This is a genomic window from Archangium sp. (genome assembly GCF_057119385.1).
This window is the reverse complement of sequence record NZ_DBNGVP010000120.1, coordinates 137079-156581: the sequence shown is the minus strand read 5'-3', so window position 1 is coordinate 156581 and position 19503 is coordinate 137079. Positions and strand designations below refer to the sequence as shown.

18 protein-coding genes are annotated in these 19503 nt (G+C 70.7%); 9 read left to right on the top strand and 9 right to left on the bottom strand.

What is annotated here, in order from left to right; all coding sequences use genetic code 11:
- A partial coding sequence (locus tag AC16DP_RS30015; RefSeq protein WP_483956900.1) for a hypothetical protein occupies positions 1-438 on the bottom strand: 438 nt, incomplete at its 3' end.
- Between the two features lie 303 nt (positions 439-741).
- Between AC16DP_RS30015 and cutA the strand changes: the two genes are divergently transcribed.
- Complete coding sequence (gene cutA / locus AC16DP_RS30010) at positions 742-1062, top strand: divalent-cation tolerance protein CutA (RefSeq protein ID WP_329730858.1); 321 nt, start codon at positions 742-744, stop codon at positions 1060-1062.
- 200 nt (positions 1063-1262) lie between these two features.
- A complete protein-coding gene (locus AC16DP_RS30005; protein WP_329730859.1) occupies positions 1263-3266 on the top strand; it encodes a S9 family peptidase in 2004 nt (667 codons plus the stop codon).
- Positions 3267-3314: 48 nt separating this feature from the next.
- Here AC16DP_RS30005 and AC16DP_RS30000 read toward each other — a convergent pair whose 3' ends face one another.
- The 3 genes from AC16DP_RS30000 to AC16DP_RS29990 all read right to left on the bottom strand — a co-directional run bounded on the left by AC16DP_RS30000 (position 3315) and on the right by AC16DP_RS29990 (position 5642).
- Positions 3315-4094 (bottom strand): hypothetical protein, encoded by a 780-nt coding sequence (locus AC16DP_RS30000; protein ID WP_329730860.1) that lies wholly within the window; start codon positions 4092-4094, stop codon positions 3315-3317.
- A gap of 13 nt (positions 4095-4107) precedes the next feature.
- Positions 4108-4890: a hypothetical protein gene (locus tag AC16DP_RS29995; RefSeq protein WP_483956899.1), complete on the bottom strand. Its 783-nt coding sequence runs from the start codon at positions 4888-4890 to the stop codon at positions 4108-4110.
- A 323-nt stretch (positions 4891-5213) separates the two neighbouring features.
- Positions 5214-5642: a GAF domain-containing protein gene (locus tag AC16DP_RS29990; RefSeq protein WP_329730862.1), complete on the bottom strand. Its 429-nt coding sequence runs from the start codon at positions 5640-5642 to the stop codon at positions 5214-5216.
- Between the two features lie 261 nt (positions 5643-5903).
- Here AC16DP_RS29990 and AC16DP_RS29985 point away from each other — a divergent pair, with 261 nt between their 5' ends.
- Complete coding sequence (locus AC16DP_RS29985) at positions 5904-6887, top strand: TerC/Alx family metal homeostasis membrane protein (RefSeq protein ID WP_329730863.1); 984 nt, start codon at positions 5904-5906, stop codon at positions 6885-6887.
- Between the two features lie 70 nt (positions 6888-6957).
- Here the strand turns inward: AC16DP_RS29985 and AC16DP_RS29980 are convergent, their stop codons facing one another.
- The 5 genes from AC16DP_RS29980 to AC16DP_RS29960 all read right to left on the bottom strand — a co-directional run bounded on the left by AC16DP_RS29980 (position 6958) and on the right by AC16DP_RS29960 (position 12539).
- Positions 6958-9603, bottom strand: coding sequence for an ATP-dependent Clp protease ATP-binding subunit (locus tag AC16DP_RS29980; protein WP_414640756.1), 2646 nt, complete (start codon positions 9601-9603; stop codon positions 6958-6960).
- Positions 9604-10191: 588 nt separating this feature from the next.
- Entirely contained in the window at positions 10192-10692 is a 501-nt protein-coding gene (locus tag AC16DP_RS29975) for a DUF6496 domain-containing protein (RefSeq protein WP_329730865.1), read from the bottom strand.
- Between the two features lie 69 nt (positions 10693-10761).
- Positions 10762-11664, bottom strand: coding sequence for an ATP-binding protein (locus AC16DP_RS29970; RefSeq protein ID WP_329730866.1), 903 nt, complete (start codon positions 11662-11664; stop codon positions 10762-10764).
- On the bottom strand, positions 11645-12031 hold the full coding sequence (locus tag AC16DP_RS29965; protein ID WP_329730867.1) for a response regulator: 387 nt from the start codon (positions 12029-12031) through the stop codon (positions 11645-11647). The genes AC16DP_RS29970 and AC16DP_RS29965 overlap by 20 nt, the downstream gene beginning before the upstream one ends.
- A 154-nt stretch (positions 12032-12185) precedes the next feature.
- The gene (locus AC16DP_RS29960; protein WP_329730868.1) at positions 12186-12539 is read right to left on the bottom strand and encodes a hypothetical protein; all 354 of its coding nucleotides are present in this window, start codon (positions 12537-12539) and stop codon (positions 12186-12188) included.
- Positions 12540-12800: 261 nt separating this feature from the next.
- On the opposite strand from AC16DP_RS29960, the gene AC16DP_RS29955 reads away from it, so the two are divergent.
- From AC16DP_RS29955 to AC16DP_RS29930, 6 genes are all read left to right on the top strand, one after another.
- Positions 12801-13232 (top strand): MerC domain-containing protein, encoded by a 432-nt coding sequence (locus AC16DP_RS29955; protein ID WP_329730869.1) that lies wholly within the window; start codon positions 12801-12803, stop codon positions 13230-13232.
- A 99-nt stretch (positions 13233-13331) separates the two neighbouring features.
- A complete protein-coding gene (locus AC16DP_RS29950) occupies positions 13332-15296 on the top strand; it encodes a permease (protein ID WP_329730870.1) in 1965 nt (654 codons plus the stop codon).
- Positions 15297-15575: 279 nt separating this feature from the next.
- A complete protein-coding gene (locus AC16DP_RS29945; RefSeq protein WP_329730900.1) occupies positions 15576-16025 on the top strand; it encodes a Fur family transcriptional regulator in 450 nt (149 codons plus the stop codon).
- Between the two features lie 150 nt (positions 16026-16175).
- A complete protein-coding gene (locus tag AC16DP_RS29940) occupies positions 16176-16670 on the top strand; it encodes a hypothetical protein (protein WP_329730871.1) in 495 nt (164 codons plus the stop codon).
- A gap of 261 nt (positions 16671-16931) precedes the next feature.
- Positions 16932-18395 carry a hypothetical protein gene (locus AC16DP_RS29935; RefSeq protein WP_329730872.1) on the top strand — a complete coding sequence of 488 codons (1464 nt, stop codon included), beginning with the start codon at positions 16932-16934 and terminating at the stop codon, positions 18393-18395.
- Between the two features lie 192 nt (positions 18396-18587).
- Positions 18588-19502, top strand: coding sequence for a metallophosphoesterase (locus AC16DP_RS29930; protein WP_329730873.1), 915 nt, complete (start codon positions 18588-18590; stop codon positions 19500-19502).
- Position 19503 lies beyond the last annotated feature (1 nt).

The window sequence follows — 19503 nt, the reverse complement described above, 5'->3', positions numbered from 1 at the left end:
GTCGCGCAGGTCGAAGATGGGGTGGTTGTAGCGCACGGCGTTGAGGTCCTGCTGGGGAAGCATGCCGGCGTGCCGGGCCGACAGTTCGCCGAGGGTGCCGCGCCAGTCGCCGCGCGAGAGCGTGCTGGTGCCCAGCTCCCGGGAGAAGGGGCCCGGGGCATGTCTGTCGAAGGCGGGCAGCGCGTGCAGGCTGGAGAGGTAGCCCGAGAGCGCCGAGGCCGGCACCGTGGGGATGCAGTGGTTGCACAGCGCCTGCTCGAGCTGGGCCCGGGTGAGCACGTCGCCACAGGCGTCCTCGCGCTGGCCGGGCCCGGCCTGGACGACGGCCAGCGCCGCCCCGTGGGGGACGAGCTGGAAGGCCTCGCCGGAAATGGGCAGGGGCGGAGCCTTGCCGGGCCGCCCCGGCTTCGGGCCCAGGTGCCTCTTCGGCGGCGTCATGTGCACTCCTCCCGGAGCTTCTCCCGTCTCACGGCCACGGCCGCCGGAGCATAGCCGGACGGCACGGGCCGGGCTTGCCGTCCCCGGGGGCCGTCGTCGCCCACCTGCTCCCGACGAGAGCCCAGGGCCCGAGCCTTCCTCACCCTTGCCAATGGTAGACGTCTACCATTGAAGGGGTATATTTCAACACACCAACACACCCGAGTGGTAGACGTCTACCACTCGAGCCCGCACCGCCTCAGGGTGCCAGCTGGTCAGGGGGCAGTTGGCCCGAGCGCGCCAGCTCCAGGTATGAGTGCACCCATGACCGATGCCATCCTCGTCATGGTGACCGCGCCCACGGCCGACAAGGCGGCGGAGCTCGCCCGCGTGCTGGTGGAGGAGGGACTGGCGGCCTGCGGCAACGTGGTGCCCGGCCTGCGCTCCATCTACCGCTGGGAGGGGAAGGTGCACGATGAGCCGGAGGCGCTGCTCCTCCTCAAGACGCGCGCCACGCACTTCGAGGCCCTGCGCGAGCGCGTGGTGCAGATGCACCCCTACCAGTGCCCGGAGGTGCTGCGGCTGGACGTGGCGGACGGCCACGCGCCGTACCTCCAGTGGATTCGCGACAACGTGCGCCCGTAGTCCCGCGCGGCCCCGGGGGGCTCTGGGCGGAACTTTCCGGCCCGGGCGGCCGGGCCCGGGGGGGGCGGTGATCGACGCCGGGTGCGCGAAATGCGACACTTCCCCACGCAAACGGCTCCGCCCCCCCGGCACGGCCCGTTGGGCCGGGGTGGTAGAAACAGGGCCGTTCTCCTCACGCGTACCCACGGAAAGGCCTGCTCATGACGCTCGCAAGTCGGGAGGCTCCCTACGGCTCATGGAAGTCCCCCATCACCGCCGGCATGATCGCCCCCCAGACGTTGTCGCTGGGCGAGGTGGCCGTGGATGGCGATGACGTGTACTGGCTGGAGGTGCGCCCCAGCGAGCGGGGACGGCACGCCATCGTCCGGCGCTCGGTGGACGGGGCGCTCACGGACGTGCTGCCCCCGGCGGGAGAGGGCCGGGTGGCCTACAGCTCGCAGAGCCTGGTGTACGGGCATGGCGGCGGCTCGTTCGCGGTGTCCGAGGGGCTGGTCATCTTCGTCAACCACGCGAGCACCGGGCTGCACGTGGATCAACGGCTGTACCGGGTGAATCCGGGCCGCACGCCGGTGCCGCTCACGGCGGACACGGGCGGCAAGCACCGCTTCGGGGACCTGGTGATGGACCGGACGCGCAACCGGGTGGTGTGCGTGCGCGAGGACTGGCGCAACCTCAAGGACGGGCATCCGAAGGCCGCGCTGGTGGCGGTGGACCTGGATGGGCAGAGGCAGACGGTGCTGGCGGAGGGGCGGGACTTCTACTCCTCGCCCACGCTGAGCCCCAATGGCCGGCGCATGGCGTGGCTGGCGTGGGACTACCCGTGCATGCCGTGGGACGGGTGCGAGCTGTGGGTGGCGGACGTGGACGAGCTGGGCGTGCCGCACCACCCGAGGCTGGTGGCGGGCGGCACCACGGAGTCCATCTTCCAGCCCGAGTGGAGCCCGCAGGGCGAGCTGTACTTCGTGAGCGACCGGAACAACTGGTGGAACCTGTACCGGTTGCAGGGGCGCAGCGTGGTGCCGGTGCTGGAGCGCAAGGCGGAGTTCGGCGCGGCGCAGTGGCAGCTGGGCATGTCCACGTATGCCTTCATCTCGCCGAGGCACGTGGTGTGTGCCTTCAACGAGCAGGGCCAGTGGAAGCTGGGGCGGCTGGACGTGGTGCTGGGGCAGTTCGCGGAGCTGGCCACGCCGTTCACGGACGTGTCGCAGGTGCGCGGAGGCTTCGCCACGGCGTACTTCGTGGGCGGAGGGCCGGAGCAGCCGGCGAGCGTGGTGCGGCTGGACATGGAGTCGGGCAGGCCGCAGGTGCTCAAGGCGTCCACGCGGATGCCCGAGGAGCTGGTGCCCTACCTGTCGCGCTGCGAGCCGCTGCACTTCCCCACCACGGAGCTGGGCGAGGCGCATGCCTGGTACTACCCGCCCACGAATCCGGACCACGTGGCGCCCGCGGGCGAGAAGCCGCCGCTGCTCATCATGAGCCACGGAGGCCCCACGGCCTCGGCGTCGACGAAGCTGGATTGGAGCATCCAGTACTTCACGAGCCGGGGCTTCGCGGTGGTGGACGTGAACTACCGGGGCAGCACGGGGTATGGGCGCGAGTACCGGCTGTCGCTGTATGGCAACTGGGGCGTGATGGACGTGGATGACTGTGCCAACGCGGCGCTGCGGCTGGTGCAGGAGGGCAAGGTGGACGCGCGGCGGCTGGTGGCGCGAGGCGGAGGCACGGGCGGGTACACGACGCTGTCGCTGCTGGCGTTCCGGGACATCCTGCGCTGCGGCACGAGCGCCAGCGCGGTGGCGAACCTGGAGACGCTGGTGGAGCACGCGGAGAAGTTCGAGGCGCACTACATGGACCAGGTGCTGGGGCCGCAGCCGGAGTCGCGGCAGCTGTTGCAGGACCGCTCGCCGTGCCTGCACCTGGACAACATCAAGCGCAGCCCGGTGCTCTTCATCCAGGCGAGGCTGGATGGGCAGACGACGCAGCGGGAGACGGAGGAGATGATGGGCAAGCTGCGCGCCAACGGGGTGGCGACGGCGATGCTGCCGGTGGACGGCGAGCCGTATGGCCCGCGCATCACCACGGACACGAAGAAGGCGCTGGAGGCCGAGCTGGCCTTCTACTCGCAGGTGATGGGCCTGAAGCTGGCGGAGCCGCTGGAGCCGGTGGCGCTCGAGCCGGCCCTCCCCGAGGGTCCGCGCCGCTAGGAAGCGGGAGTCACGAGCCGCCGGGCGGCAGTCCAGCCGCGGCGGCCATCAGGGCTCCGAGAGCAGCCTGTCCCACTGATACAGCAACTGCGTCACGCGGATGGGGGACGCCGCGGAGATACGCTCGAAGGATTCGGCGTCGAGAGTGGGGAGCCGCTCACGCCAGAAGGCGATGTCGGTCACGGTCTCCGGGTGCTGGAGCTGTTCCGCGAACGGGAAGACCCGCGGCAGGCACCTGAGAATGACCTCCTCGCAGTCCTCGCGGTTGGCGTTGGCCATGCGAGCAGCCGCGACTTCCAGGCGGGTGCGCACGGAGTCTCCCCCTTCGGGACACCAGCCCTCCAGGACCCAGTCCAGGGCACGGCCCAGGAGCCCACTCAGGTCCAGAACGACGCCGGGCTCCTTGTAGTGGTAGCGCGCCGTCTCCAGCGTCGCCCACGAGCGCAGCACCGCCTGGATGCGCAGGGAGGTGCGTTCGGCGCTCTCGGGGGGCTTCTCGGCGGTGGCGTAGTACAGCGCGCCCCAGGCGGTCTCGCGGAAGAACACCTCGTAGTGCTCCTCCGCCTGTCTCCAGTCGCCATGCTCCAGGGCCTCGCACAGACTCATCTCCACGTCCGAGAGCTGGTACAGACGCCACGCCGGAAGGTGCTGCTGGAAGTCCGAGCCGCCATGGAGGCTCACCACGTCACCGGGCGCGAGCTCGACCCTCTCTCGCGGCAGCGTGAAGGAGCCACTCTTCAGGTACTGCCGGGCACAGCGACGCCCCTCGGCCGCGGCCTTGCGCTGGGTCTCGCTCCGTGAACCGTGCAGGAAGGAAGGAAGTTGCATGCGGGCAAACCCACTACATGCCACCAGCGGCCGGCCGCACCGGAGTGGCGCTGGGGGGAGGCTTGCTGGGAAAGGGGAGCACCTTGCCACCTGGAGATGGGGGGGCCTGGGTTGGCTGACCAGCCCTTGGGGATGACGCTCCACTCCCCGAGGAGGTCGAGGAGAAGATCAGCACGGCCGCTGTCCCGATGAAATCGATGGCGACTCCGACGGCGCCGCTGAAGCTGGCGAGCCGTTCGCGCCGCTCCACCATGTCTTCCACGGCCTGACCCACCCATCCTCCATACTGCTTCAACTCCTCTCCGGAAATCTCGAGCCACTGCTGCGCTTGATACGCCGCGGTAACGGAGTCGAGACGCTCCCGGCTCCTGGTCCAACGATACAAGGTGACACCGGGCGTGGTGGTTCTCCACTCCAACCGCCAGATGTGCACCCCTCGATCGAACTGGACGAGGACTTCCCCCTGGAAATCCCTTCCCCCGGAGAACCGTGCCGCTGGCGTCGCAATCCGGTTCAGCGTCGCGAGGTACGCGCCCACCTGCTGGAGACCCTCCTGGAGACCTCGCTCATGGCAGGGTTTGATCTCGAAGACGCTCCACATCGTCAGGTCCATGATGTCGGGACGCAGCTTGCGCTCGGCCTCGGAGAGAAGAGTCCAATCTCCGAGCCGCTCCGTGCGAATGACATTCAGGAGGGTCTCTTTGTTGTGGAAGGTCCTCCGGGTAGGGTAGCGAACCTTGTACATGTACGCGATGAGCCGATGCGACGCATTGCCGAGGAAGAACTCCCAAGGCATCTGTGAGTCGGGGTTGCGTCCGGGGACCTTGTAGCCCCGCTCCACGGGACCGTCCGTGCCTCGGCAGTCGAGGAGGCTGGAGACATCCCGGGCTTCCGGCGGAGCCGCGGCAGAAGCTCCAGCGAGGAGCATGACGAGTACGAAGCCCACCGGCTGGCAATGTCCGCGCCTGCGTGGGTGGTGCGCGGCGACGGGTATGGGCTCAGGACGGTGGCACATGTCGCATCCTCAGCTGTTCGCACTCGACCCGCGAGTTTCCTTCGAGCTGACCTTCTACTCGCGGGTGATGGACCTGTCGCTGACGGAAGCCGCTGGGGCGGGAGTCACGGGCCGCCGGGCGGCAGTCCAGCCGCGGCGGCCATCAGGGCTCGCATCGTCTCCGCGGGCAGGTCTCCCTCGTGGAGGAAGGCGATGCCCACCACCGCGCGCACCTCTCCGGCCGCGTCGAACACCGGCAGGGCCACCGACGCGCGCACGGGCACCCGGCGAGCCCCTGGATGCACGCGGCCGCTCTCGTCCGTCTGGAGGTTGCAGGTCTGCACCGGCTCGCGGGTGGACAGGGCGAGGCCCGCCATCCCCTTGCCGCGAGGCACCGTGCGCACGGCTTCCACCACCGGCGGCGGGATGTTGTGCGCGGCCACCAGCTCCAGGACCTCGCCGCGCCGCACGTGGATGGTGCCGGCCATGCCCTCCCGCGCGGAGGCGAAGGACTCCAACCAGGACTGGTACGGCGTCGTTGCGGCTCCATCCATAGGATGCTCCGGGGGGCGGCGAAGGCAGCCACGAACTGTAGAGAGGGCGGGCGAACAGGCGCCATGCTCGTCGCACGGTGTGCGGCCTCCGCGCGGAGGAAGCGCACACGGGATGACAAAACGGGAGGAACCCTGGTTGTTGCTGGGGCCCTGCATTGTCAGCTTCCCCACACGGCCCCGTGCTCGGGGCCGGGAGGTGTGCATGGCTCATCCATCCGGCAGCCTGGCCAACACGGGTCCCCGCCCGCCGGAGGTCCGCCCATGAATCCGGAGCGGATCGCCCCCTGGGAGTGGGGCATCTTCGGAGTCATCGTGGTGGCGATGATCCTCGTCGACCTGCTGGCCCATCGGTCCAAGCGCGGGGAGACGAAGAAGGCGGCCTATCTCTGGAGTGCCATGTGGATCGCCGTGGGCCTGGCCTTCGGCCTCTTCGTCTGGGCCAGGCACGGAGGCACCACCGCCCAGGAGTACCTGGGCGCCTATCTCATCGAGAAGAGCCTCAGCCTGGACAACCTGTTCGTCTTCCTCGTCATCTTCGCCAGCCTGAGCGTGCCGGAGAACAAACAGCGGGGCGTGCTCTTCTGGGGCATCTTCGGCGCCCTCGTGTTCCGGGGCCTGTTCATCTTCCTGGGCCTGGAGGCCCTCACCCGCTGGCACTGGGTGGTCTACATCTTCGGTGCCATCCTGCTCGTCGCGGCCTGGCGCGTGGCCCGCCGCCATCCCTCCGAGGAGTCCTCGGGCAACAACAAGGTGGTGGCCTGGCTCGAGAAGCGCCTGCCCGTGACCTCGGAGTACGAGGGCAAGCAGTTCTTCAAGCACGTGGACGGCAAGTGGCAGGCCACTCCCCTCCTCATCGCGCTGATCGCCATCGAGCTGTCCGATGTGGCCTTCGCCATCGACTCGGTGCCGGCGGCGCTGTCCGTGAGCCACAATCTGTTCGTCGTCTACACGTCCAACGTCTTCGCCATTCTCGGGTTGCGCGCGCTGTACATCGCCCTGGCCAAGACGGTGCACGAGCTGCGCTACCTGCACTGGGGACTGGCCGCCGTGCTCGCCTTCGCCGGATTGAAGATGATCCTGTCCGATTGGGTCCACGTCACCCCGCTGGTCTCGGTGGCCATCATCGTGACGTGTATCGGTATCTCGGTGGGGGTGAGCGTGCGCGCGCGCAGGCGGGACACACGGAAGGCCATGGTGAGAGAAGAGCGGCCCCGGGGTGGACGGCACGAAGAGGTCCACGCTTGAGCCTCCAGTCCCTCTCCCTCCGGGAGAGGGGAAATTGGGGGCACTGGAGGAAATGGGGGGAAATGGGGGCTCAGTGCACCGGTGCTTCCTGCACGGCGGCCCGTCCCTCGATTCCGAAGGTGAACCGCCCGTCCACGAAGTCCACGACCAGCCGGTCTCCCTCGTGCACGGCCCCTCGCAGCAGCATCCGGCTGAGCTCCGTCTCCAGCTCTCGCTGGATGACCCTCCTCAGCGGCCGGGCACCGAACTTCGGGTCGAACCCGCGCCGTGCCAGCTCGTCCTTCGCCGCCTCCCGCACTTCCAACAGGATGTTCTGCCCGTGCAGCTTGCGCCGCGTGGACGCCAGCATCGCGTCCACGATGCGGTTGAGCTGCTCGCGGTCCAGCGCGTGGAAGACGATGATCTCATCGATGCGGTTGAGGAACTCCGGCCGGAAGTGCTGGCGCAGCGCGTCCATCACCGTCGAGGCCACGCGCTCGTCCTCCAGGCTCACCCCGCCCTCCGAGGGCCGCTGGAATCCCAGCGCTCCCTTTCGCAGACCCAGCTGCTCGGCCCCCAGGTTGGACGTCATGAGGATGACGGTGTTCTTGAAGTCCACCGTGCGCCCGTGTGAATCGGTGAGCCGCCCGTCGTCCAATATCTGCAACAGCAGGTTGAAGACATCCGGGTGGGCCTTCTCGATCTCATCGAAGAGCAGCACCGAGTAGGGCCGCCGCCGCACGGACTCGGTGAGGCGGCCGGCCTCCTCGTAGCCCACGTACCCCGGAGGCGCGCCCACGAGCCGGCTCACCGTGTGCCGCTCCATGTACTCGGACATGTCGAAGCGCAGCATCGCGCTCTCGTCGTTGAACAGGTAATCGGCGAGCGCCCGTGCCGTCTCCGTCTTTCCCACCCCCGTGGGCCCCAGGAAGATGAACGAGCCGATGGGCCGCCCCGGATCCTTCAGCCCCGCGCGGGCCCGGCGCACCGCCTCGGAGATGGCGCGCAGGGCCTCCTCCTGGCCCACCACGCGCTGGCGCAATGACTGCTCCATCTCCAGCAGCCGCTGCGACTCCTCCTGTTGCAGCTTCTTCGCCGGAATCCCCGTCCACTCACTCACCACCGTGGCGATCGCCTCCGGCGGGACGATGGGCTCGGCCAGGCCCCGGGCCTGCTGCCACTGCGTGCGCAGCCCGTCCACCTCCGCGCGCAGCGCCTCCAGCTCGCCCTTCAGCCGCGAGGCCTCCTCGTAGCGCTCGCCCGCCACCGCGGCTTCCTTGTCCTTCTCCTTCTGCGCCAGCCGCTCCTCCAGCACCTTCATCCGGCCCGGCTCGGTGTGCGCTCCCAGCCGCACCATCGCCGCCGCCTCGTCGAGCAGATCGATCGCCTTGTCCGGCAGGAAGCGGTCGCTGATGTACTTGTCGGAGAGCTCCACCGCGGCGGTGAGCGCGGCGTCGGTGATCTTCACCCGGTGGTGGGCCTCGTACGAGTCGCGCAGGCCCCGGAGGATTTCAATGGCCTGCTCGGGGGTGGGCTCGGCCACCATCACCGGCTGGAAGCGGCGCTCCAGGGCGGCGTCCTTCTCGATGTGCTTGCGGTGCTCGTCGAGCGTGGTGGCGCCCAGGCACTGGAGCTCGCCCCGCGCCAGGGAGGGCTTGAGCATGTTGGCCGCATCCATCGAGCCCTCGCCCGCCCCCGCCCCGACGAGGGTGTGCACCTCGTCGATGAAGAGGATGACCTTGCCCTTGAGGGCGCGAATCTCGTCCATCAGCCCCTTGAAGCGCTCCTCGAACTCACCGCGGAACTTCGAGCCGCCGATGACGCTCGCCAGGTCCAGCGAGAGCACCTTCTTGTCCTTGAGCACATCGGGCACCTCGCCCGACACAATCCGCTGGGCCAGGCCCTCGGCGATGGCCGTCTTGCCCACGCCCGGCTCGCCGATGAGCACCGGGTTGTTCTTCGTCTTGCGGCTGAGGATGCGGATGCAGCGGGCGATCTCCTTCTCGCGGCCGATGATGGGATCCAACTCGCCCGCCTTCGCCAGCGCGGTGAGGTCCCGCGTGAAGCGGGTGAGGTTCGGTGGAAGCGCGTCCGTGCCCCGTCCACTCGCGGCGCTGGCCGGCACCGCGGGCGCCTTCAACAACTGCCGCAGCTCGTCCGCGTCGATGTCGGAGAGGAACTGGGCGGCGAAGCTCTCGCCCTCGGCCATGAGGGCCAGCAGCAGGTGCTCGGGGCCGATGAAGGTGTGCCCCATCTGCGCCGCCTGGAGCCGGGCCAGTTGCAGCACGCGCTTCATCCCCGAGGACAACCCCACCCCCTCGGCGCGGCGGGGCGCCCGGCGCTCCATCACATGCTCCAGCCGGGCCTCGTACTCGGCCACGTCCGTCCCCTCCATCTCCAGCGCCACGCGGATGTCCGGGACCTTGTGGATGAGCGCCAGCAACAGGTGCTCGGTGCGGATGCGCTCATAACCCCACTCCAGCGTCAGCCGCGCCGCGTGCTCCAGCACCTGCTGCGCCAGCTCCGACATCTGCGCGAGGATGTTCTCCCGCCGCGCGCGCGGCCCCATCATCTGCGCGAACAGGCTCTCCAACGAGCCGGAGGGCAGGGAACCCGGCTCCACGTTCATGGCACTCGCGCAGTGGTTGCACAGGCCCAGGGTGTCCTCCCGCCCCTCGCCCGACTGCTGCTTGAAGAACACCACCGCGGGCCTCGCCCGGCAGTTCTCACACAGCATCATCCGCCTCCTGCGCGCACCTCCAGGCAAGCTAGGAACGCGGCCGGGGAGAACCCAATCGGTCAGCGGAACACCCGCGGGCAGGCGGCCGAGCCCCTCCCCGCCCGTTCACGCACCCGGGGGCGATGCGTGCCCTGCCTTCGCGAATGAAGCTGGTGGGGGACGGCGGGCCCGCCCCGAAGAGTGCCCCGCCAGGCCCTCAGGGCCCGCCGTCCCGCGCGGTGCCCTGCAAGAGAGCCAGCCGCTCTCGAAGCAGGGCCTCGCGCGGGTACCAGCGCAGCAACGACTCGTAGGCCTGGAGCGCCTCGCGCGTCCGGCCTCGAGCCGCGGCGCGTCGAAGGCGGGCCCGTGCGCGGTGAGCAGGTACGCCAGGCGCACCCCGAGCGCCACGGCGAGGACGAGCGCCCACGCCGGCATCCGGGCCCGCGGTGCGTCCAGGCGCGAGCCCGGAGCGGGAGACACGGGGGGGGCGGGAGGCGTCGTGCGTCGCGGGGAGCGGGCCATGGGGGGCGAGCGCCACGAAAGCAGAACCGGCGCCCCGGGAAAAGGAGGGCCGGCCCGTGGGCTCACCGCCGGAGGCGCACGCGGCTACTTCGTCGTGCGAGAGGAGGAGCGGCTCCGGGACGTGGACGAACCCTTGCGGGCGGTGCCCTTGCGCGAGGCCGTCTTCGCGCGGCCGGTGCGGCCCGCGGCGGCGGTGCGGCCTCCCGTCTTGGTGCCCCGGGTGGTGGTGCGCTTGCGTGCCGGGGTGCTCTTGCGCGCGGTGGCGCGCTCGCGTCCGGTGGTGGAGCGGCGGGAGGTCTTCGTGCCGCTCAGCTCCCCCTCCTCCTGTCCCAGGCGGTACGCGCTCCGGGCGCTCTGGCGCGTCTTGCGCGAGGCCTGGCCGGCGGAGGGAGGCTTCAGGTCCACACCGGCCCGGCGCGCCTTGGAGAGGCCGATGGCGATGGCCTGCTGGCGGGACTCGGGCCCGTGCTTGCCCTCCTTCATGTGGTGCATCTCCTCGCGGACGAACTCACTGGCCTGCGTCGTGGGCTTCTTGCCCGTGCGCTTCGCCTGACGCGCGCGTTGGAGGGTCTGTTTCTCCGGCATCGGATGTCCCTTTCGTGTGGGTGCCGAGCGGAAAAGTGGGGATGGGTGGCGGGGTTGACAAGGGGCGGCTCAATGACGCCGCCGCTCGAGCTCCCGCGCCAAGTCCTCCTCCAGGTGACGCAGCATGGCATCGGCGTCGAAGGACTCATCGCCCTCGCGCCACACCAGCAGCGGATCCACGCTGCCCAGGCGCTGGGTGAGGGAGCGTATCCGGTGCACGGCCCGCTCCATGGCGGCGAGGGTGGGCTCGCTCTCGGGACTGCGCTGGCGCAGCAGGGCGATGCTCAGCTCCAGCGTCTGCAGCGGGGTGTTGGTGGCGTCGCGCACCGCGAGGAAGAGCCGGGCCAGCCGCTCCAGGGCCTCGGCCTCGGCGCGCACCTCCCGCAGCTTCAGCTCGATGGTGTGGCTGCGCACCCGGTAGGCCAGCATGGTCAGCGCCACGCCCCCGTAGATGAGGGTGACCCAGGGCTCCCACGGCGAGCGCACCCCCGGGTGGCTCCCGAGCCCCAGCGCGAACCAGAGCACCCCCGCCTCCAGGGCGAAGGCGGCGATCAGCCCTCCTCCCAGCCACAGCCCGGTGGGGGCGAGCACGCCAATGGCCAACATCACCAGCCGGTGGCCCGTCATGGGCACCCAGATGAGCCCCGAGCCGGTCATGAAGGACTCGGCCAGGGCGAAGATGGGCAGGAAGGGCAGCACCCCGCCCACGAAGCCGCCGTTGATCAGCGCCGGGGTGAGGCGGCGCCGGCGCGCGAACAGGAGCCCCAGCACCCCCAGGACCCAGAGCACATGCAGCGCGCGCAGCACCGGCAGCAGGAGGGCGCCACGGAACACCCGGTAGTCGATGAAGACGTAGGCCAGCTCCGTGAAGGCGACCAGGAGGTTGCCGAAGAAGGCGCCCCGCCAGCCCCGGCCGAGCAGTTCCTCCTCCACCACCCCGAGCGCGCGCAGCCTAGAGCGTTCCGGTCCCATGGGAACCGCCCTTCACCAGCGCCAGGAGGACATTCGACTCGATGGGCTTGGAGACGACCTGGGCGTTCGTCAGCTCCAGGGCCTCGCGCACCAGCGGGTGGGAGCGGGCGTGGCCGGTGAGGAAGACGGTCCGCCCGGTGAAGCCGTTCTCCTTCAACCAGCGGTACGCATCCAGCCCGCTGGGCACCCCCGCTCCGAGGTTGATGTCCAGCAGGGCCAGCCCGCACCCGAGCGCCTCGACGCGCTTGCGCTGGACCTCCTCCAGCGAGCCGGCGCTCACACACGCCTGCGCGCCGGACAGCGAGAGCAGCTCGCAGAGGATGGTCCGCAAGTCCGCATCGTCCTCGATTACGAGCACCCTTGACACGTCCCGCCCTCCACGCAGGCTGGAGCCCGGAGCGTGCGGCGCCCCGGGACTCGTCACAAGCGGACGCTAGGACATGCAACGATTTTAGGACAGGCCCCTTGATGGGGGCGCCCGGGGAGCGGGGGGTTCCGCCCTTCCGCGGGGAAGCGGCGGCTCAGGCCACCACGCGCAGGGCGCCGTGGTCGTCGCAGTGCGTGCCGTGCGGGTGGTGCAGGTGGCCGCCCACCAGGTAGTCCACGTGGTCGCCGTGCGGCACCGCCTCGTGGCCGCACTGGGCCCCGTGCTGGTGGTCCTTCGCGTGGTCGGCGCAGGCGTGCGCCGGCGTGCACTGCGCGGGGTTCGCCGTGTTCGCCTCGATGCGGCACTCGTTGTACCGCGGGCCCTCCGCGCGGTGCAGGTGGCCCTCGTGCAGGTAGTCCACGTGGTCACCGTGCTGCACGGCCTTGTGGCCGCAGCCGGTGGAGTGCTGGTGATCGTGCGAGGCGTGGTGGTGGGTACCGTGGCTCATGGCTGTTCTTCCCTTCAGGTGGTGTGACGTTCCTGGTCCCCCCAGCGGGCCGGACCTGGAGTGAAGCTACCGGCACTCGCCCGGTACGAACATCTTCCACGCAACGGAGCCCGCGCTTTTCCGCTCGGGAAAGCGGGCCTCCCCACGAATCCCGGGATGAGATTTCCTGTTTTGCTTTTGTAACGGGGATACATCTGATTCGTGGAGGCGCGAGCAGCACGGTTGCCGCGGCCCTTCACCCTCATCTAAGAACCCGGACCCATGATGCGCGAGACACTGGCACGAGTGGACGAGGGCGCCCTCCGGGCCGGACGCTGGGATGCGTGGGGCCAGGCGCTGTCGGTGCTGTGCATGGCCCACTGCGCGCTGCTGCCGCTGGCGTTGGGCGCGCTGCCCGCGGTGCTGAGCCAGTCGCTGGAGGAGGCCCCCCTCCACCTCGCCGTGCTGCCGCTGGCGGCCGTCCTCGGCGGGGTCAGCTTCGTGCCGGGCTTCCGCCAACACCGGGACTGGCGCGTGCTCGCCCTGGGCACCGCGGGACTGGCCCTGCTGGGGCTCGCCCAGACGGTGCTCCCCGAGGGCGTGGCCGAGACGGCGATGACGCTGGCGGGCGGCACCACCCTGGTGGTGGCGCACGGGCTCAACCGCCGCCGCTGCCGGGACTGCTGCCCGGTGGCGCTCCCCCGGAGCCCCTGAGCCCGGCCTCCCCGCCGCCGGCCCCATTGCCATCGTATTGCAGATACAACGGCGGGGAGTTAGTGTCGCGGCTCTGTCCCGAATTGCGAGGATATCCCGATGACGCTTCCCCTGAGTCTGGCGGCGTGGGTGTTGGCCCCCCTGGTGGAGTGGTGTGTGAGGGGAAGGCGGACGGCCACGGCGGCGCTGGAGGGGCTCGTCCTCGTGGCGCTGGGCGGCATGGTGCTGGTGCACATCCTCCCGCACGGCCTGGCGCTGGCGGGGATGGGAGCGCTGGGCGCCGCGGGGGTGGGCCTGGGCCTGGCGCTGGCGCTGGGGCGGCGGCTGCCCGCGACGGCCGGGCCGGTGCTGGCGGTGGTGGGGCTGGCGGTGCACGCGGCGCTGGAGGGGCGGGCGCTGTCCCTGCACGGCGCCGGGAGTGGCTCGCTCGCCCTGGCCGCGGTGGTGCTGCACCGGTTGCCGCTGGGCCTGGGCCTGTGGTGGCTCGTCCGCCCGGTGGTGGGCACGCCAGGCGCGAGCGCGCTGCTGGGGGCCGTGGCGCTCGTCGGAGGCGCGGGCCTGGGTTGGGGGGGCCTGGTGCTCGAGCCCGGGCCGCTCCAGGCGGCCGCGCTCGTCCAGTCCTTCAGCGCGGGCGCCTTCCTCCCGGCCCTCTTCCGGGGACGCGCGGGCGGCGCGCAGGAGCCCGGGCAGCGGCTCGCCGCGGGGCTGGGGGCCGTCGCGGCCGTGGCGCTGCTGGTGCTCGTCTCGCACGCGCACCCGGTGCTGGGCGCGCAGCCCGGAGAGCTCGGCGCGGGCACCACCTTCCTCCACCTGTCGCTGGAGACGGCGCCCGCGCTGCTGGCCGCCTACGTCCTCACCGGTGTCCTCCAGGCCTTCCTCGGCGAGGCCTCGCTGGCCTGGCTCAAGCGGGGCGCCTCGCTGTCGCAGGCCCTGCGCGGCACCGTGGTGGGCCTGCCCCTCGCGCTGTGCTCGTGCGGGGTGCTGCCCGTGTACCGCGGCCTCATCCGCAAGGGCGTCCCCCTCGCCGCCGCGCTGTCCTTCCTGGTGGCCGCGCCGGAGCTCGGCGTGAGCGCCTTCCTCGTCTCGGTGCCGCTGATTGGCTGGCCCCTCACGCTGGCGCGCCTGGGCGGCGCCTTCACCGTGGCCGTGCTCTCCGGCGTCCTCGTGAGCCGGTTGATTCCCGCCTCCCAGGTGGCCGCCATGACGTCCCCGGCGGCGGCGGGCCCCCCCCCGCCCCTGCGCCAGCGGCTGGCCCACGGGCTGCGCGAGGGGCTCGTCGAGTCGGTGGACCACACGGCCCCGTGGATTCTCGTGGGCCTGGGCATGGCGGCCCTGGTGGAGCCGCTGCTGGCGGCCGAGTGGCTCTCGCGCCTGCCGCCGGGCCTGGACGTGCCCCTCTTCGCGCTGCTGGGCGTGCCCAGCTTCGTGTGCGCCTCGGGGGCCACGCCGCTGGTGGCGGTGCTGCTGCACAAGGGCCTGTCTCCGGGCGCCGCGCTCGCCTTCCTCATCACCGGCCCCGCCACCAACGTCACCACCTTCGCGGTGATGGCCCGGCTGCATGGGCGCAAGGTGACGCTGGCCTTCGGCGCGTCGGTGGCCGTCACGTCCGTGGCCCTCGGCCTGGCGCTCAACGCGCTCCTCCCCGCGCAGACGGGACTCGCCCACGTCCCGCGGCACGCGGAGCACGAGGGCCCGTGGGAGTGGGCGGGGCTGGTGCTGCTGGGGGCGCTCTTCCTCGCCTCGCTCTTGCGGCAGGGCCCGCGCGGCTTCCTCACGCAGCTGCTGCCCGGCGCGGACTCCGGCGAGGGCGCCGTCCCCACCGGCGACACGCTCTCCCAGTTGCACGTGCACGGGCCCGCGTGCGGCCACGGCCCCGGCCATGCCCATCCCACACCTGGGACACGTCCATCCCTTGTCCTGACTTCCCGGGCCCACGTCCACGGTCCTGGCTGCACGCACGGGCACGCCGGGCCCGGTGCGCCCGTCCCGCTCCTCGTGCTTCCCCAGGCCCATGTCCACGGGCCCGCCTGTGAGCACGGGAAGCGCTGCACCCACGGCTCCTGACGGACGCGCCGCTCGCCCCGGGCCCGGCGGGCTCCCGGTGGACAGCAGGGCCGCTCCCTGTTACCGGGAGTTCAATGCAACCGTACTTCACCTACAATCCCGTTGCACCATGGCCCCCAGCACTACGCATTCTCCCGTACGTGAAGGGGGGAGCGCGCGGAATGCCGGGGCCGCCCGGCCGTTCCCCCACCGGCCGGAACTCGCGAAAATGCACGCGGCGCCACCTCATGCGTAGCAAGTGAGATGCAACTTTCGAGGAGTTGGGTTATGCGGATGGAAATGGCTGCCAGGAAGAACGCAACCCAGCCGAAGCTGACCGAGTACCAGGATCGTCTGCGCGCCGCGGGGCTGCGCAGCACCTCGCCCCGAGTCGCCGTGCTGCGCGAATTGGAAACCGCCACCTCCCCCTTGAGCCACGCCGATCTGGTGGAGGCGCTGGGAGAGGAGGGCTACGACCGCGTCACCATCTACCGCAACCTCACGGACCTCACCGAGGCCGGGCTGGTGATGCGGGCGGACCTCGGGGACCACGTCTGGCGCTTCGAGCTCAAGCGCGAGGAAAAGACCCACCAGGGCACGCACCCGCACTTCACGTGCACCGACTGCGGCTCCGTGGCCTGCCTGCCCTCCGAGTCCGTCCGCCTCACGTCGACCAAGGGAGCACCCAGGTCCGTGGCCGCCCGCTCGGTGGACATCCAGCTGCGCGGCCTGTGTGACCGCTGCGTCTAGCGCCGCCCTCCCCTCCCGGCCCCTCCCCGCCTTCCCGCCTGCCTGCCCTCCGGACTGCACGCCTCGTCCGGAGTGGCGCCGGGTTGGCGCCGGCCCCTCCGGGTACCACCGTTTCGCGGCAGGTATCCCACATGCAATGGAGGGGTCATCATGAAGAAGCTGCTGGCCGCACTGGTCTTCACGCTGAGCACGGCTGCCCTGGCGCAGGCGGACGACACCCAGGCCCAGAAGAACACCCAGGCCGTGGAGGAGAACCAGAAGAACGACACGAGCCGCGTCAAGACGGGCCTGGACGCCACCGAGGTCGCTCCGGCCATCAAGGACACCGTGAAGAAGGCGGAAGCCAAGGTGGGGCTCGACACCAACAAGGACGGCACCTTCAAGGCGGACAAGGCGTTCTCCGTCAATGGCACCGTCAAGGGCGAGGCGAAGGAGGGCATCACCCTGGCGCGCCAGGGCCTGCCCGACGCCAACCTGGACGTGCGTGACCAGACGAAGGTGATGCTGGACGGCAAGAAGGTGGAGATCGGCGCCATCCCCGAGGGCGCCCAGGTGCGCGCGAAGTTCCAGCTCGAGGGCCAGGAGCCCGTCGCGGTGGAGATCCACGCCACGAGCCCCAAGGGGGTCAAGAAGAGCAACAAGTAGGGTAACCGCTGGGACACTCCCCTCGGACACCCCCAGGACACGAGCCGGGCCCGTTTCCCTCGCTGGGAAGCGGGCCCGGCCGTTTTCCGCCCCCTCCCTGGCCTGGCGGGGAACGCGAGGGGGAATCCGCTTCCCTCCGTGGCACCGCCCGCGGCACGCGCGTTCCCCCGCGGCGCCTCACCCTCGCGGGTACGGCGATTGCTCTCCCCGGAGTATTTCGAGACTCGTCCGGAGACGAGGCCCGAGGAGGCGGGAGAGGTCATGCGCAGACTGTTGGGGGCGTGGGCGGTGGGAGCGATGGTGGCGTGGGGTTGCGGCAACACGGCGGAGGAGCCGCGCACCCCGGGAGGGGATGAGAACCCGACGCGGTCCGAGGAGCCGCCTCCGCAGGCCGGGCAGCCGCCTCCCGTCACGGAGCCCCCCGTCACCGAGCCGCCCGCTCCCGTGGACCCGGGCCCCACGGAGCCCCCTCCCGTGGACCCGGGCCCCCTCGACCCCGGTCCCACGGATCCGGTGGTGACGGAGGGGCCCTGGCCCAACGAGCCGGTGGTGAACTACTCGAGCCGCTACGGACTCGGGGACGTGCGGGCGGTGGCGGTGGACGACGCGTACAACCTCTGGCTGCTCGACGGGGACCGCATCGGCGTGCTGCGGCCCGGGGACAGCTCGCCGCGGTGGACGAGCGGCGTGGGCCAGGCGGCGCCGGGCTTCGGGCCCGACAAGCTGGCCCTCGGCTCCACCGTCATCTGCGGAGGCAGCGCGGGCCGCGCCTACGTGGGCTACCACACGTACGAGCTGGACAGCGCCTTCATCTACAGCCCGGATGGGAGCAACTTCCCCAACTACAATGATCCGGACCCCACGCGGTTCGATCCGGTGCGCTACCAGGAGTACCAGAAGGGTGACCTGGACGTGGTGAAGCTGCAGCCGGATGGCAGCGTGGCGCTGGAGACGCACCTGAGCCGCTCGGCGCGCGGCAACGGGCCGCAGGACATCGGCATCCGCAACACGAACGACCACCACTTCGACGAGGACCGTTCGGTGCTCAGCTGCACCAGGGTGATGCGCGGCAAGCATCGCGGTCAGGTGTACATCGGCACCAACCACGGCGTGACGCGCATCCAGGGCACCGTCTACAACAGCCACCGGCACCCGGTGTGGTTCAAGCCCAAGCCGGACGGCGGCCTGACGCAGATGGCCGGCTACACGTACGCGCTGGGCATCGCGCCCAACGGCGACGTGCTCATCGGCAACGAGTGGAGCATCGGCGTGGTGACGCCCTCGGAGCTGCTGGCGGATTGGGACAAGACCAGCCAGACGCTCAACCCGGAGAAGCTCAACTCCTTCCTCCCCGAGGTCAACGCCGAGCCCGAGATGGACTCCTGGCGCGGCATCCAGCAGACCCAGGACGGGCTCTACTACCTGGCGAGCAAGGAATACGGCCTGTGGAAGATGAGCATCGCGCGCCGCTCCGAGGCCCATGGCACCAAGGTCGCGGGGCTGCCCACCGACCGGCTCACCTCGCTGGCGGCCACGGATGATGGCTCGCTCTTCATCGGCACCGAGGGCTTCGGGCTCTGGCGCATGGAAGGACAGAAGGGCGTGTCGCACGTCGAGGGCATCGACGGTGTGGTGGTGAAGCAGTTGCTGTATGACCCCACCGTGAAGCCGGCGATGCTGTACGTGCTCACCAACAAGGGCCTCACGGTCCTCCGCGGCCACTGAGGAAGCCCGTTCCATCACCGGGCCGCCGGGCGGGATGCCGGCGGCCCGGAATTTTTGGAGACGTCCCGGCCTTGACCTTCCGCCCGCTGACATCGGCTGGAGACCGGGCAGGCGAACCCGGGGCAGGGCCTCGTCGTCCGTGGCCGGTGTCCTCTACAATTCGAGCCGTTCCCCGCCGACGGAAGGAAATTCATGGCCTTGAGACTCGCCCGCCGACGTTCCGCTCCCCAGACCGCCCAGGCGGTCTCCGCCCCCGCGTCCGGGCCGCACCGGAACCACATGAAGCGGAACGAGCTGAAGGCCATCGGGCCGGATCCGCTGCGGCCGGACGCGCGGCTGAGGTGGAGGGACCACTTCACGCTGTCGGAGAACGTGCTGCACGTGCCGGGGATGCACCGGGAGCACGACGGGCTGCGCATCGCGCACCTGTCGGACATCCACGTGGGCCAGGCGACGTCGGCGGTGCGCATCCGCCGCGCGGTGGCCGAGGTGAACGCGCGCAACCCGGACCTGGTGTTCCTCACGGGCGACTACGTCACGCACAGCCCCAAGCCGCTGCCGCGCGTCATCGAGCTGCTGGCCGGCTTCTCCAGCCCGGTGTTCGCGGTGCTGGGCAACCATGACCACTGGGTGGACGCGCACTACCTGCGCACGGGCTTCGAGCGGCTGGGCTACACGGTGCTGCAGAACGAGCACCGGGTGGTGCACCTGCGCGGGGCGCCGCTGACGGTGCTGGGCATCGACGATGGGCGCACGCACCGCGACGACGTGGAGACGACGTTCCGGGGCGCGCCCGAGTCGGGCACGCGCCTGGTGCTCACGCACGCGCCGCCCACCATCGACAAGCTGCCGCCCAATGGCAACCTGGTGCAGTTCTCCGGGCACACGCACGGGGGCCAGTTCGTGGTGCGCGGCCTCACCGAGGCCCTCTTCCGCCGCGCGGGCCAGCCCTACATCCAGGGCCACTACCACGTGCGCGGCAACCAGCTGTACGTGAACATGGGGCTGGGCTTCGGCTTCGGCGGGCCCTACCTGCGCCGCGGCACCTCCCCCGAGGTGGCCTTCTTCACCCTGCGCCACGTCGAGACGTCCAGCGCCCACGCCTGAG